The sequence below is a fragment of the Paraglaciecola sp. QJM3NY_14 genome (assembly GCF_056173245.1).
In genome coordinates, this window is sequence record NZ_CM149664.1 from 2,163,961 (window position 1) to 2,180,096 (window position 16,136).

Sequence of the window (16,136 nt, forward strand, 5' to 3'; positions counted from 1 at the left end):
ACGCTTGAGACGCGGGTATCCTTAACCTTATCGGTTGAACGTTCCCCCTAACAGTAATACAAAACATGACCGGACCACATTCGGCAAGACATCACATGCGTCACCGGCGAGGTGATGTGATACCTTGCCGATGACTCACGGTTGCACAGCGGGTTTTATTGTAGCAAATCCTCTTTTCGCTTGGGTGCGGGGCCGTCTTTACGCAGTATGAAAAACGCCGCGCTAAAGAAAAGGAACATCCACACCGGTGGCTCTGGTACATCGCTGGTATTATCACGTTGTAAATGAGCATATTGCATATCGTAGGTGAGTTCGTCAGCGATATACTCTAACGCTAGGGACCAACCATCAGAGCCTGCAATCCAGCGACCAAACCAGTTGTCGCTAAATGTCAGCATAGTTGTTGTTAAGTCGGTTATTACGTTGCCATCACCGTCTAAAATATCACCGGAGACATTTAAGAAGTTGAAATCAAAATTCATCACAGTGTCAAAATCGATGAAAGAATAGACAGTGAACGAGTGGTATAAATCTAACCAAGTTAGATTGCCTGTAATATCGATAGCGTCGTAACTTATGCCGCGCTCGGTACCCATAATTTCGAACACCCAGCTGGTATCCAGCGCACTCACGTTGCCATCAAAGGTCATTAAACCTGGGCTATTGCCTGGGCTGATATTTGTGCCTGATAACAAAACATCACCCGCAAACGTTCCTGCTCCCATTATTCCACCCGTGAGTGTTAGCAACTCGCTATGGGCAACAGCAATGAGCCCGTTGTTGATGACTGACCCATCTAAGGTGGCGCTGTCAGCAAAGGAAATAAGACTCCCTCTGGCATTATTGATAAGACCGTTATTTTCGAACTCAGCACCTTCTAGATTCGCAATAACTCCGCTATTAAACAGTATATCGTTTATCACAATACGCCCGCGATTCACCAGTTGGCCTATATTTTCAAATGTACTTTCAAAATAGTTACCGCTAGCGGTGCCCGCTACCGTATCGACCTGTTGGCTATTAATGCCGACTTCAATCAGCCCTGAGGCGTTATTTTCCATATATCCACGGTTGGTAAACACCGCATTATCAACCGTTGCCTGCTCGCCACCATCATCACTGAACAACGCTGACAGCAGGATATCGCCATTATTGATGAGTGACCCTTCGTTGATTATGGTGCCAGATTTAACGTCAAGCGTACCCGTATTGACCATTGTGCCTGAGGATAATAAAACGCCGTTGTTATCTGTCACAATCGAGCCATGGTTATCGATGTTAGCGCCTGAAGCGTTAATAAGGGCGCCGTCATTGTTAATGATGCTACCTGTTTGATTAGTGATGCTGCCTCTATTGTTTATCACCCCATAATTATTGATGGTGTCATTGTTAACCAGTGTTGCATCGATTGAAGTCACGTGACTCAATTCGACATTAAGGCCACTGAGTGTCTCGTTTAGCGCCATGATTTGTGCCGTCGATTGATGCACGCCTTGATACAAAGATACCAACGCGTAAGATGCTGAATTTTGGTTTACATTAACGTCATTCAAGGTAAAGCTTTTACCGTGACGGCCGTATCCGCCGCTGGTTTCTAGGAAGGCTTTGTCAATCCACAGCGCATATAGCGCATCTAAACCGATAATATCGCCACTGCCAAAATTGCCTCTGTCGCCGTAGGCGAAGTAATTAGATTTAAACAAACGTGCTTCATCTTGGGGATTTAACTGACCCGGATAAATGTTTTGCATCGCTTCCAAATCCAATACAGAGTTAAGGCCTAACCCTTCTGCATTGAGCATCATTAACATGGTCCATTCGAAGCGATTCTGATTATCACCGTGTTCGCCCTGGGCACCATTGATATTCTGCTCTAGGCCGGAATCTGCGTACAAACTGTAATGTTGTATACCAGTATTGTTATCCCCTAAAACGTAATTTATTGCATTAACGCTGTCGTTTACATCGTTTCGATCACCGTAATAAATTTTATAACACTCAAGCATGTTGTTATGGCACGCATCTTTAGTTTCCTGGCGCAACTGACCTCTACTGGTGACCCAGTCGCGGATAGACTCGCGGTTGTCTTCCAATGTGCCTGCTTGTGGTCCGTAACCGTAGGCTTGATCAGACACCAAGTATTTCTCATAGAGGTGAATAGCAAACGCATTCGTGCTGGCATCGCTTACTTCTCCTTTAAAGCCATTGAGCGATTGGCGAGCACTTTCATTTTCGAATTTAGTCAGTAGCTTTGTTAACTGAATATCTTCTACTTCTAGCGCGCGGGACGTGTTGTTGAATAGCTGTGCATTGGCAATGACGCTGGCATTATCGTTGATCGTTGATGCCGCTTGATTTTCGATGCCGTTATTTAAAAAGCCGTGATTGTTCAGCGTGCTGTTGTTTTCAACATGGCCGTAGTTGTCAATTTGTGCGCCTTGCTCGTTGCTCAACTGGGCAGCACTATGCATCGTACCTACATTTGAAAGCAGTCCATGGTTGGTGATCTTCGGTTGTAATAGTGACTGGGCATTTCCTTGTTCATGATATATCTCGCCATAATTTGTCATGGTATCGTGATTGATAATGTGTCCGGTGTTATCTAAGTGGTCCATTACCACCAGCGTAGAAATATTGGCTAGTTTCACAGAACCTGTGCCGTTTTCTATCAGGCCTTTATTGATGATCCCGGTGCTATTTTGGCTTACCAACCGCCCAGTATTACTGAGGTAACCGTTATTGTTCAGTGCGCCCTCATTGTAAAAATGTGCGCCAACGTTATTGACCATTACAGCATTGTTATTAAAAGTGCCTTCGTTAACGAGTAAGGCGTCTTTGTTGTTTTCCCAAACGCCAAACCCGGCCGCTTTTAGAGTATCTACTTCACTTTGTACTGCCTGATAGGCTTGGTCTAGCGTACCGCCGTCTTTACGATAGTTATTTAAGGTGTGTGAGGTCGTTGCATAGGTCGCTTCGTTCGACCACGGATCGTCATGCCAATATAACTTGGCGTTACGATTGGCGTTAGCCGCTTTTTCCATTTGTTGATTGGTGTCTAGATAGCCTCCGTCCGCATTGTACTGCTGCTCAATGGATGTGCGAGAGGATTGCCATGCGACCATTGAATTGGCAATGTTGTCAGGGGAAACACTTGATGTCGTGCCGTTATTAATGGTGCTTCGAGCGCTGTTGAACACATACCCTGCATTCTCGACTAAACCTTGATTATTGATAACCGTCGTCGCTAAATTCGTCGTATTGTGGGTGCGAAGCTCTGCGCCGTGCTCAATGGATAGGGTACCAGTGTTGTTTAAAGACCCTTGGTTAGTGGATGATTTAACGACCAGCTCGCCCCCTTTATACACACCCACAGTACCATCGTTGGAGTATTGCTCAGATATTTGGTGATTGTTGATGAGCTCGAAGCTGCCGTACACATCAAAGTTAGCCCCCACTTTATTGGCGATTTTTCCTGTTGACCAGCTCGCTTCCGCGGTATTTTCTATTCGTCCATAATTGTTGATTTCACCCTGATTCTGCATATTGCCGTCAAACTTAAGCCAGCCGTTAGCACCAACAGAAATTTGCGCATCGCTTGTGTTTCGAAACACGTATTGTTGATTTTCAATACCGGCGTTGCTGTATATTTCCCCGTAAACGTTAAGTTGCCCTTGGTTAACAAGCCCTAACTCTGTGCGGTCTTCGGTTTCTTCAAAAATGTTGCGTACGCGATAGTTATTGTCCATGCCCATTTCAACACTTGCTTCAGCTTCAATGGTCATAGTGCGATTTGAATTGACGGTTAATTTACCGTCTTGCATGATTTGACCCGCTTGATACTGGTCAACGGTGTATTCTTGGTACAGTCTATTTTTGAGCGAGCTGTCTTGTATTTGGTTGTAGTAGCGCTCGCCTGCATCATATTTAATCAATTCATCTGCGGTTAGGTACTGATCGATGCGGTCGTCATCATAATAATATGCGTCGCTCGCGCCGCTATTGAAATCACCTTGACCTCTGCCTTGAAAGACTATTTCGCCAAAGCCATTGAACGAGAGGTTCTCACCTTGCAAGGTTTTTACGCCTGTTTCAACACCGTTGGCGTCTATGCTTGACCAGTGGTTAAGCGCGAAGGAATTATTGTATACGTCCACTTCAAATAACGATGCTTCTTCTTGGAATGACAACAAGGGGCCAATCGCTAGGGCGGTAAAATCATCAATATCGATTGAGGCAGATAGCAGCTCGCCTGATACTTGTGCTCCGATATCCAAATATGTGCGATTTTTAACCGTGGCGTTTAATGAAAACGCGGTACTGGCATTAACGGTTTTGTCTTGAGGTTGCTCACCATCACGCAGTATGTTTGAGTCAGCGAGTAGCGCGAAATCTGGCAGGCTGTCCCATGCACCATAGTAAGACGTTTGTTTACCGATGCGCCCGGCGACAAATATTTCATTATCGAACTGCATGTTGACCATCAGCTCTGGCGTCACGCTGATATCTTGAATTAAATCAACGGTGGGCCCAGCGTTGATGTCACCTATTGTGAGTTGAGCCGTTAATGGACCTTCTTCAAACGCAAGCGTGCCGCCACTGGTCAAGCCAAAGGCATAGCCGATGACTTCGTCTATATCCAAGCTGACATCAAGTAAATCGCCCCCAAGACTGGCGGAAAAGCTGCCGTTGTTAATACTGCCTTGTGCGTTTTCAGTAAAAGGGTTTGATAGATCAATAGAGATAGGACCGGTATCAATTTCCAGTAAATTTTTAACGGTGCTGGCTTTACCCTCACTGAGTCGTTTGTCCGCTTGCTCTTTGACTTTATTCGCCACATCTTCGGTAGTAATTTGATGATAAAAGGCATCCACGACGTTGGCATCACCCGAGATAAAGTCGACAATATCCTGAGCGGATACTTCATTTATATCAAGATTGAGGTACGCAAACTCGCCCTTGAAGGAGTCAATTCTTAGTAAGTCGATATCAAAATTAGTGGTGGTGCCGGGTATGACGTATTTCTCATCGATAAAGCAGTCTACTATGCACGCCTCAGCAAATAGGCTTAAATTGGTTTGAATATTTAACCCCGTTTTAAGCTCAAATCGCGGCGCATCTACTGAGAAGCTAGAGTTTTCTTCATGTAACCCAGAACGTGTATCGAGGGAAAATCTATCGGTCCCTAAGCCCTCAAATTGATAGCTGACAGTAGGGGTGTAATGAGCAGTGGCATCGAAGGTGCCAGGCTCAAGGTTAAGGTTCAAATAAGGTAACATATAGGCTTCAAGCTGCACGCCCGCTGCTGCGCCAAAATACGCACAGGCTCCTAGAAAACAACCGCCTTCAACTCTGCCTACACCTAAGCGGGCTCTGGGCGGTCTGCCAAACACAGAGTCCCACTCTTTGCTTGTTAACTCCCAGTCCACTTTGAAGCTGCTCGGGCCATCAGGCGCCCAAACGCTTTGGTCTGACACGCCAAAATTAAAGCTGCCCATTGACACATTTGAACGGGTATTCTCGTCGGTTTGCACACCAGCAAAGGACTGCTGACTTGCCAGTGCAATGGTGATAGCTAAAGCGACTTGGCTTAGTCTATTGGGGTGATGTAACGGCTGCATTGCCTGCGCGCTGGTAGGCTGGATTGCACTGATATCATTCGTTAGAGATCTTATGTGGACTGCTCGTGTATTCATAGTGGTAGTTCCTTGCTGCTATGGGCGCTCTAAATGGCGTTTTACTCAAAGTGTCAATTAATCAATTTTACTGGGTCATGTGCATTTGGTTATGGCGTTGCAAATTCGCTTTTGCTGCTTTTCGCGAGTTGAAATAATGTGCACAACCCATTCGATTAGGCTCAATGAATCAATCTTTTTCTAGTTCGATTTACTAAGGATTATCATAGGGTTAGAAAGCAAAATAGGTTTGAAGTATTGAGCCAATTAGTTGTACAAAATGGCCAATTGATAGACAGGGGGCTTGGTTAACCCCAATTCCATCGAATTTTCGCTTAGGGGCTAGTGATTTAATGCAGCGGATATCAGGCATTGCGCAATGCCGAAATAACAATTGAGAATTCTGTGTCCCCTTGATGGGCTTGTGGGATACCCCGCAGATTATGACTGACTGATGGTAGAGGGAGCTTTTCCGTAGAACTTTTTAAAAGTACGAGAGAAGTAAGACAAACTTTCGTATCCCGTACCGTAGGCAATTTCACTGACACTGAGTTTATTTTCATTCAATAGTTTGAGTGCGCTTTGCATGCGTACTTCTGTCATAAATTGAACAATCGTTTGCTGACACTCAGACTGGCATTTTCGGCTCAAAGAGCGTCGACTCATGGCTAACGACTCAGCGAGTTGATCGACGGTAAATTCTGGATCGGTTAAATGTTGAATGATGTTCGAACGCAGTTTATCGATAAAATTAGGACTGTCATTAGCCGGTAAATCGGCACTAGCAAATTCAGCTTCCAGCTTTTCACGAATTAATTTTCTGCCTCTTAATTGGGCGTCAACGCGAGCTACTAGCTCAGAGGTGTCAAACGGTTTAGTCAAGTAATCGTCCGCTCCACGTTGCAATCCTTCAACGGTATCGCGCTTGGCAGATTTTGCACTGAGAAGAATAACGGGGATGCTACGGGTGTGTTGGTTGCCCCTCAGGTGATGCATAAGCGTTAAGCCATCCATTTTAGGCATCATCACATCACAGATGATTACGTCAGGCAGGATTGATATCGCTTTAGCTAAGCCATCTTCACCATTTTCTGCCTGCGTAATACGATAATAGCCGGATAGGCGAAGCGCGATGAATTGCCGCAGTTCGGCATTATCATCTATCACTAATACTGTGGTGATATCGTGCTGCTCTGTATCGCTCCAGGTTTCATCTTTGATGAGTTTATCGGGTAAAACGTGAGTAACATTGGCTTCAGGTGGACAAGGTTCAGACGGGTAAGAAATCGACTCGGCTAATTGGGCTGATGAAAAATGTTGCTGACCGCGTTGCAGCCATAAGGTAAAACGGCAACCTTGACCCTTTTCGCTTTGTAACTCGACTGTGCCATGATGCAGCTCAATCAGCTCTTTAATTAGCGCTAACCCTATTCCTGTGCCGGGCTGAGTTATATGCTCTGATGACTCTCCTTGAAAATAACGTTCGAACACGTTGTTCTGTTGGGCGGGCTCGATGCCCGGGCCATTATCGCGCACCTCAATACCTACGTGTGTTTCGGTATTAATCAGCGTGATGTCTATTTCACTATCACGACCACTGTATTTCAGTGCGTTTGATAACAAATTTGTCATGCATTTATCGAGTTGGTCTAAGTCGAAATACAGACTAATAGGATCGGCAATATTGTGTAGTGAGATAGTTTGCTGCTGTTGCTTCGCTAATCCCTCGAATCTTGTCGTAACGCGATGCACGAGGTCAACGACATTGTATTGGGCTACGCGTAGGGGAAATTGGCCGATGTTCAAGCGGTTGATGTCCAAAATGTTGCCTACCAATTGCAGCATGTTTTTTGCGTTTCTAAGCGCGGTTTTAACGGGTAATGCCAAGCTGCTCTCAAGGGCGGGGTGGTCATTGAGCACATCTTGTAACGGCGCAATAGTCAGTGTGAGAGGTGTGCGAAATTCATGTGAAACATTGTTGAAAAAACGCTCTTTAAGCACTTGTTGTTGTTCAAGTTCTTGCACTTTATGACTGATTTCTAACGTTCTATCTGCAACAGTTTGTTCTAACAGGGCATTGTGCTCTCGTAGTTTCCCTGTGCGCCAGCGCTGAGTAAGCCAACCACTGAGGGCCAGTAATGTGAGGAGTATAAGCAGATACGCAAACCACGCGAGGGTGCTGAGATACCACACAGGTTTTACGGCAAAGGGAAGCTCGGTTTTGTACTCTCTTGCCCAGGCATCTTGTGCTTCAAGTTGAAATATAAAGTCGCCGCCGGGTAGCAGGGTAAAGTCTTTTTGGTGTTCATGGCTCCAATCGCTCCATGCATCGTGGCTGCTGCCTAACAGGCGGTGCCGGTAACGTGTAGGGCGTAAAATATGGCTATCACTAAGCGCAAAGTGCATGCGCACAGAGTTATTAGTTTGATCTAACTCAGGCATGTCATTTTCGCTGGCGATATTGCCATAAATAACAGCATTGTTATCGACATTACTGACTTGGTGAACATGAAGATTTGCACGCTGGGGTACAGTCTCAAAATGTTTGATGTTGGCTTTGTAGAGCTGCCCAGATTTTTGCGCAAACCACAGGGTGTTTTCATCTGTGGTTAAGAAATCGTTAAACCCAACGCTTGAAAACGGCTTGAACATGGCATCGAATACTTGCCATTGTCCGCTCTGGTCTTTTTTAATGTAGCCCGTGTGTTGGCCTATACGAAACCAGATCCTGTCATTTGCATCCTCATAGAGCCGAAATATGTCCTGTTGTTCTGTGGTGAATATTGCGGGGTAGTCATTAACGTATTGAAGGGCGGGAGTGCGGTTTGCTTGGTAGTCCATCATGCCGTTGCTGGTGCCCATAACCACCCCAGAAGATAACGTAAATGGCATAACGTTACCCGGCCCTAAGCCATCGGCCGCGTTAAATTTTTGTACACTCAAAGTATGTTGTGGATTCAACGAGAGCGAGGAGAACTGTGCGTTCTCGATTCGGTAAAGCTCTTGACTGGCGGTGCCTGCCCAAACAACGCCTTCATCTTCAATTGCGACAAACTCCAGTTCGTCTGCTGTGCCTTCGATAAAGGTACTATTCCAATTCCCTTGCGCGTGCTCGATATGAAACAACCCGTCATACGTGGAAACAAAAAGGGTTTGAGTAACAGGATCGACCTTAATAGAACGGGCCCAGCTGGAACGTAATATATTAGTCAATTCGCCTTGAGGATCGCCCAGCGCTCGCGCATAAACGCCGCCTTCACCGGCAAAGAGTAAGAAATCATGGTATTCGATGGCATCAAAATTGATATTTTTCGACTCAATGATTGGCTCAAACGCAGGGGGACTCGTTACAGATTGTGACGCGTTTAGCTGAAACAGACCGTCTCCTGCGGCAACTACATGCCCATTGATGTGACTGAACTTATCTATGATGGTGGAGTTATCACCAATAGGAAACTCACTGACTCGCTGAGGCGGCAGCATTTTGACCAGACCAGGAATACCGGATAACCAGATATTACCCTGGTGATCTTCAAGCGCTGAATACAGCGTGCTCATGTGGATGTGGTGTTCGCTTTGATAGCGCCTGACGAGTTCAAACGATTCATTTATGATTAAGAGGCCGTTGTACAAAGAGACGAGGTAGTAAAGACCGTCTCTGGCCTGAATAGCATTATAAAGATGGGTCTTTGGGGGCAACGCATGAGGTGCCAATACGCGCTGCAAAGCGTTGTTTCGCTCAACGAAAATACCGTGCTGTGCAGTAATGATTGTCATCTCATTTTGACGGTTGGTGAATATTTTACGTACGTAAGCGTCTTTAGGAAGAGCTAAAGGGGTTGAGGCGACTAAAAACGTGGTTGTGCTATCTGTACTGGTAATGCTGAGCTTGTGTATTGTGCTGCTGTCTTTCGTTTTATATACAAACCCCTTACCGACGGAAAATATGCGATGCTTACCGCCTATTGCGCCAGGGACGGTATGCATCTGTGTTCCATCCCAAAAGTAAACTTGCTTGTTACTGACATAGGCAACGCCTTCTTCACTGGCCGCCACGGACCAGATTTCACCAAACTGACGGGTTTCAGTAGGCCAGTCAGCTATCAAAGACCGAAAAATCAATTGCCCAGAATCATCGGGTTGATAAACCCCCAAATCATCGATTGTGCCCGCGTAAATATGGTTATTTTTCCAATGGGCTAACGCGCGCACACGTGTACTGTTCGGTGTGACATATTTACGCCACCGTTCACCATCAAATTGAGTGATGCCGGTACCTGAACCTACGTAAATAAACCCATTTTCACTTTGACTTAACCACCAGTTCTGATCACTACCATTGTGCTCTTGTAAGCCAAACACTTTGCTGATGGGTAAACCCACCTCACTATATTGTTGACCATGGACGCCATGCATAAGAAACATGCAACCACAGGTAAGGAAAACAACACGTTTGACCCAATTCATGAATATATAAAATCTTAAGTATCAAGTGGTTATGTGAAACGTAGACTATTGCATGCACACTTTTTAAGCAAATTCTCAGAGGTATTCAGCGCCTAGATTTTATGCTTCTTTGGTGATTTTACGGTCGCTAGAGGGCAGTGTGTCGGCTGAAACATGTAGTAAGGGTATGTGATCAATTTGTTAACAGTGGATCCTATCGCCTAACGCAGAATATAAAGAATATTTAGCCTATTTGAATCTCATCGTTAACGCCGACATTGTGCACGCGACGCAGGCCCTAAAAATAGCGACTAGATTAGCACTTGCGCTGGCTAACAATGACACGAAATAACAGAACAGTAGCCCAAAGCTCGCTTACGCGAGCCACCTTTACGTGGGGCGCGTGCGCGCATGAAAAACAAACCAAAACCAAACGCCACTAAGCGAAAACCATCCCCATGCTCCCAGCAATTAAACCGTAGAGTAGTAATACCAGCATGCTGCGTTTGAGAATGTAGCCCTCACTATTTTGTAGCGCGAGAATAGACGTCACTGCCACTATGTTGTTGATACAAACCATGTTCCCCATGGCGGCGCCTACCGATTGTAAAGCCAAAATCGTTGTGACATTCAACTGCAAATCGCTGGCAATGGTCTGCTGAATACCGGCAAATGTGAGGTTTGATATGGTGGCTGAACCCGAAAAGAAAGAGCCCAATGCACCAAGAAATGGGGCGAAGAACCCCCAGTACTGTCCACTAATGCCTGCTAAATGTTGACCAATTAAACTCACCGCAGAATATTCTTCAGTGAGCATCATCATGTTGACAAAGACTAAGGCGCCAAAAAGCGCAATCACTGGTTTTTTCATACTGTTTTTAGTGTGACTCACCACGTTTGCGAATGAGCCACTCTTAAACAACCACAGCGTTAAACAACCCATTAATACGAATGGTAAAATGGAGGGCACATACAAGGTGTTATGCTGCCAGTTTATGGGCGTTTGCAGTATGCGTTCGAGTTTAATAACCAGTGATGCACTGATACTGATGTCGCCTAAGGGCCCAGCGCTGCTGACCCATGCGGGTGATGTGAGTTGCAGTAAGCTCTTGATGCCCAGCTCAGGGATACGTGTCACGACCAATAGCAATATTGTTCCCCATAGCGCAAAACTGGCTTTTATCAGCGTGGGCATTGATACCTGTACCGATGCTTGCGCCGAAGGTTGGCGGTTATTTTGGCGTTGTTGTAGGCCAATATTATACTTGGCCAATAACAAGGTAAGTATTAGGCCGATAAAGCCGCCCACCAGAGAGGGAAACTCCACCGATATGTGGCTCAATATCAAATACGGTAGGGTGCAAGAGAAGGTCGATAACACAATAAATAGCCAGTTTTGCTTAAGCTGGTTTTTTTTCTCGACCACTAACGCCAGTGCCGCCGTGACGATAAAGGGGGCTGCAACCGTATTGATAGCCGCCGACTTCCAAGCAACATCTTGCAGTAACACAGGGGGGAGTTCGGTTAAGGCTAAGCCAAACCAAATAGGGGTCCCCACGGCGCCAAACGTAACTGGTATGGTATTGAAAATAAGACAGGCAATGGCGACCCTAAGGGCAGGGAAGCCCAATCCGACGAGTATTGGCGCGGCGATGGCCGCAGGAGTGCCAAACCCGCTTGCGCCTTCAATCAAAAAGGCAAAAGCCCAACCTACGACCATAAGCTGGGCGATTGCATTACTGCTGATGTGATTTAGCCAACTACGGATGATGCCTAACGCACCGGTAACCTCCATGCACCGAAACAGAAAAATTGCCCCGGCGATAATCATGATAGGGGTAAGCGCCAACAACAAACCGCTGATGACCGAGGCATTCACTAGCCGTAGCTCAAAATCAAATACAAACACAACTAACAGGTAGGCAATTAATGCACTCAAAGGCAATGCTTTGCTGGCCGCTACACTGTGTTTTTTCGTCATCAAGTAGATGAGAACTGCAACGGGTAAATACGCACTTATGAGTAACAGCATAGATGGCCTTTGAAACGAGTGATTCCCTTAACGGGTATTGTTATGGCGCTTTTGGCTTGATGTCAAAGACTATTGTGGCGGTGAATGAAAGCCGTCTTATGTACATCGTTAGCAGTGTTGAATTGGGTAAGTAAAGGCCCTGAAGTAAAATTTTCTTAGCTGGGTTGTTAGCAATCATACACTTAAAAGGGGATCACGGTTTTATTCGCGCCATTGCGCAATGACGTTATCAAATACGAAACAGGATTAATTATGAATAGGTACATCTATTGAACATCAGTTCTTGTATAATCTTTATTATGAAAACATCCATTGGTGACACTTTTCTTATTTAAACAGGCTTGTTTAATTGGATAAAGATTAACCTACCTTTGCTAGCGTACTGGCCTCTACAAGCCCAAACGCAACACCATACCTTTCTATTGAATGCCATATATGAATTTGGCTAATACGAGTAATTACCATGAAAAAAACCTTCGTTCTGTCTCATCCGAAAATCAAACTGCCAAGATTAGTTGAAGCAATTAAGTTTGAAGTAAAGAAATACCTTAGACGAGAGAGAAAAAAGTCACTTCCAGAGGGCGCTGATTACTGGGATTTTGACTGCCGTTTTGGCGTGGATGAGGCCAATGCACAAGTCATCCATCTTGGTTCGATTAACCAACATATTGATGAAGCCGAAAAAAACGAACTTGCCTCTTTTTACTTGGAAATTCTTGCCAAGCCCGGTGTTAAAAAATTAACTGAGTAAATGCCTATCTAGGGGGCATTCCCTTTGGTGTAAATCCCTAAGGCAATGCTCTACTGGCTTATCTGCAAACACAATACCATTTCTCTTGATTTCTTAAGGGCTTTATCCTGAGTTTTACAGTGTTTTTATAAAGCATTGTTGTGAACTTTTTTCAGCGAGTCATGTACTAAAACCACAAGTATTTTCTGATTCAAAGGAGAGTTAATCATCCCTCAAGACAAAGCCAGCCATATACTCAGCCGACCAGAGCACTGTATTGGGGTGCGTGGTGCGCGCGTACACAACCTAAAGAATGTGAGTCTTGATATACCACGTAACGCCTTGGTGGTGTTTACCGGCATTTCAGGCTCAGGTAAATCCTCGCTGGCATTTGGTACATTGTTTGCTGAATCTCAACGACGTTACCTAGACTCCGTTTCACCGTATGCACGAAGACTAATTGATCAGGTAGAAGAGCCTGATGTTGACGCTATTGATGGCTTGCCGCCCGCTGTTGCCCTGCAGCAGCAAAGAGGCACGCCTTCAGTGCGTTCTTCCGTTGGCAGTGTTACCACCATCTCAAATGGCCTACGGATGCTTTATTCCCGCGCGGGTGATTACCCCGTCGGTCAATCTATTTTATACGCTGACTCATTTTCGCCAAATACCGCCCAAGGCGCTTGCCCCAAATGCCATGGCATCGGGCGTGTTTTCGATGTGACCGAAGCACTATTGGTGCCTGACGACAGTAAAACCATACGAGACAAAGCGATTGCCGCGTGGCCTCCTGCATGGCAAGGGGCCAATTTAAGCCGAATTCTGGTCTCTCTTGGCTACGACATCGATACCCCATGGCGGGACTTGCCTAAAAAAGCCAGGCAGTGGATTTTATTCACCGATGAAACCCCCACAGTGCCAGTTTATCCTGAGTACAATTTAGCCCAGACTCAAGCCGCCATTGAAAATGGCGAAGCGCCCAGCTATATGGGCACGTTCACCAGCGCCCAGCGCTTTGTTTTACAGTCTTTTGCCACGACGCAAAGTCCGCGTACGAAAAAGCGCGTATCGCAGTTTATGCAGATTTCACAGTGCCCCGAGTGTGAAGGTAAGAAGCTTAAGCGGGCGTCATTATCGGTCACCTTTACGGGTTTGGATATTGGACAGTTATCGCAATTAACCTTAACGGACTTGGCCGAAAGATTACGGTCAACAGCGAGTACCAAACCCAGCGATGAATTACAGGACAGAGAAAAGATCATCGTGGCTCAGCGCTTGGCCAGTGATATTTTAGCGAGAGTTGAGGCTCTAACGCATCTTGGTCTTGGCTATTTATCACTGGAGCGAAGCACTACTACACTTTCGCCGGGGGAATTGCAGCGTTTGCGCCTGGCAACACAAATCCGCTCCCAGCTATTTGGTGTGGTTTATGTACTAGATGAGCCATCCGCTGGACTGCATCCAGCCGATAAAAAGGCGCTATTGGCGGCTCTTGATGAATTGATTACGGCGGGTAATTCCGTGTTTATGGTCGAGCATGATGTGAGTGTTATTCGCCATGCTAATTGGATAGTCGATGTAGGGCCGGATGCAGGGACGCATGGCGGCGACATTATTTATAACGGCCCAGTTGAAGGACTCGAAGGTAATTCACGCTCGCATACGGCTACGCATTTGTTCGAACAGTCAGTGGGTGAGGAGCATACACCACGCGAGGCAAAGGCGTGGTTAAAGCTTGCTTCAATCGAGCGAAATAATTTGCAAGGCATCGACGTGGCGTTTCCTTTAGGCGTGATGACAACAGTGACGGGGGTGTCTGGCTCGGGCAAATCAAGTTTAGTCAGTCAAGCATTGGTTGAGCTGGTGAATGAGGCCTTAGGCGTAAAGAAAACTGTTGATGTGCCAACTGATGAAGCCGATTTGCTAGAACAAGAAACCCAGACGAGCACAGGTGGGTATATTGTTGACGGCCTAGCGCATGTGAAACGCTTAATAACGGTGGATCAAAAGCCCATAGGCAGAACCCCGCGCTCCAATTTAGCGACTTACACTGGGTTATTCGATCACGTCCGTACCTTGTTTGCCAACACCGATGAGTCGAAAAAAAGACGTTACGACGCAGGTCGCTTTTCGTTCAATGTCACCAAAGGCCGCTGCAGTAATTGCGACGGGGTGGGGTTTGTGAGTGTTGAGTTGCTCTTCTTACCTAGTGTTTATTCACCTTGCCCGGTCTGCCAAGGTCGACGCTACAACGACAAAACCTTAGAAATTACGTATCGCGACAAAAACATTGCTGATGTGCTGGATTTGACGGTCGAGGCAGCCCACACATTTTTTGCGGGTCAGCCGCCCGTGCTTCGAGCATTAGATGCGTTACTCAAAGTAGGGCTGGGGTACTTACGCCTTGGCCAACCTGCCACGGAGCTATCAGGCGGTGAAGCTCAGCGTATCAAACTAGCCACTGAGCTACAGCGAGTACAAAAAGGTGACACGCTGTACGTCTTAGATGAGCCCACCACAGGCTTACATCCAAAAGATGTTGCTATGTTGATGTCGCAATTAAACGGACTGGTGGATGCCGGCAACACGGTGATCATGGTTGAGCACGATATGCGTGTCGCCAGTAGCAGTGATTGGGTCATTGATATTGGCCCAGAAGCCGGTGATAAGGGCGGGGCTGTGGTTGCCCAAGGCGAACCGAAACATGTCGCAATCAACAAGCAAAGTCGAACCGCGCCCTTTATGTTTGTCTAACGTTTCGGGCTTGTAGTACTGGTTAAACAAGTTGCTATCACAGGCTACGCGTTGCACCAGTACTGCTTTTTCCAGTGCCAAACACGGATGTTTACCTGCCTGTTCTTCTACCTATTGTTCCTCTTGTTCACCTATCTGAGTCCTTGTCTTCTATATCCGCCATATACAAAAGCTTCTCATGCCCCTGCTACGACTATGGGCTTTTTCTGCAGATAACCTGTCCTTTTTTCATCTACTACAACGTTTCCCTGTATCGTGTCATTTTAGGGTAAACCGTTATCATTAATAGTGGTTTTATTCTCTGTGGTACAGAGTTTATAAAGTTTCAATAATATTTTAATCTTCTACAGCTACGCAGTCAGGGAGTTTCTTGCATTGTTTGTTTTATTATATCAAGGAAACTGTTTTCATTTGAGGTGTTGTTATCTTGTTAATCACATGCTAATTTATTTACAAGTTTGAAGTGGGCAATTGCTGAAGTTGGTGTGAATGTAGAGACCTGGCA

The 16,136-nt window shown here is 45.9% G+C and carries 5 protein-coding genes; 2 read left to right on the forward strand and 3 right to left on the reverse strand.

Features of this window, described 5'->3' with window-relative positions; all coding sequences use genetic code 11:
* Positions 1-155 precede the first annotated feature (155 nt).
* From AC0VYA_RS09155 to AC0VYA_RS09165, 3 genes are all read right to left on the reverse strand, one after another.
* The gene (locus AC0VYA_RS09155; RefSeq protein ID WP_475490793.1) at positions 156-5,693 is read right to left on the reverse strand and encodes an autotransporter outer membrane beta-barrel domain-containing protein; all 5,538 of its coding nucleotides are present in this window, start codon (positions 5,691-5,693) and stop codon (positions 156-158) included.
* A gap of 420 nt (positions 5,694-6,113) precedes the next feature.
* Entirely contained in the window at positions 6,114-10,139 is a 4,026-nt protein-coding gene (locus AC0VYA_RS09160) for a hybrid sensor histidine kinase/response regulator transcription factor (RefSeq protein ID WP_475490794.1), read from the reverse strand.
* A 418-nt stretch (positions 10,140-10,557) separates the two neighbouring features.
* Positions 10,558-12,150 carry an L-lactate permease gene (locus AC0VYA_RS09165; RefSeq protein WP_475490795.1) on the reverse strand — a complete coding sequence of 531 codons (1,593 nt, stop codon included), beginning with the start codon at positions 12,148-12,150 and terminating at the stop codon, positions 10,558-10,560.
* 463 nt (positions 12,151-12,613) lie between these two features.
* Here AC0VYA_RS09165 and AC0VYA_RS09170 point away from each other — a divergent pair, with 463 nt between their 5' ends.
* Entirely contained in the window at positions 12,614-12,901 is a 288-nt protein-coding gene (locus tag AC0VYA_RS09170; protein WP_011574657.1) for a DUF6172 family protein, read from the forward strand.
* A 294-nt stretch (positions 12,902-13,195) separates the two neighbouring features.
* Positions 13,196-15,631, forward strand: coding sequence for an excinuclease ABC subunit UvrA (locus tag AC0VYA_RS09175; RefSeq protein ID WP_475490796.1), 2,436 nt, complete (start codon positions 13,196-13,198; stop codon positions 15,629-15,631).
* Positions 15,632-16,136: the final 505 nt, after the last annotated feature.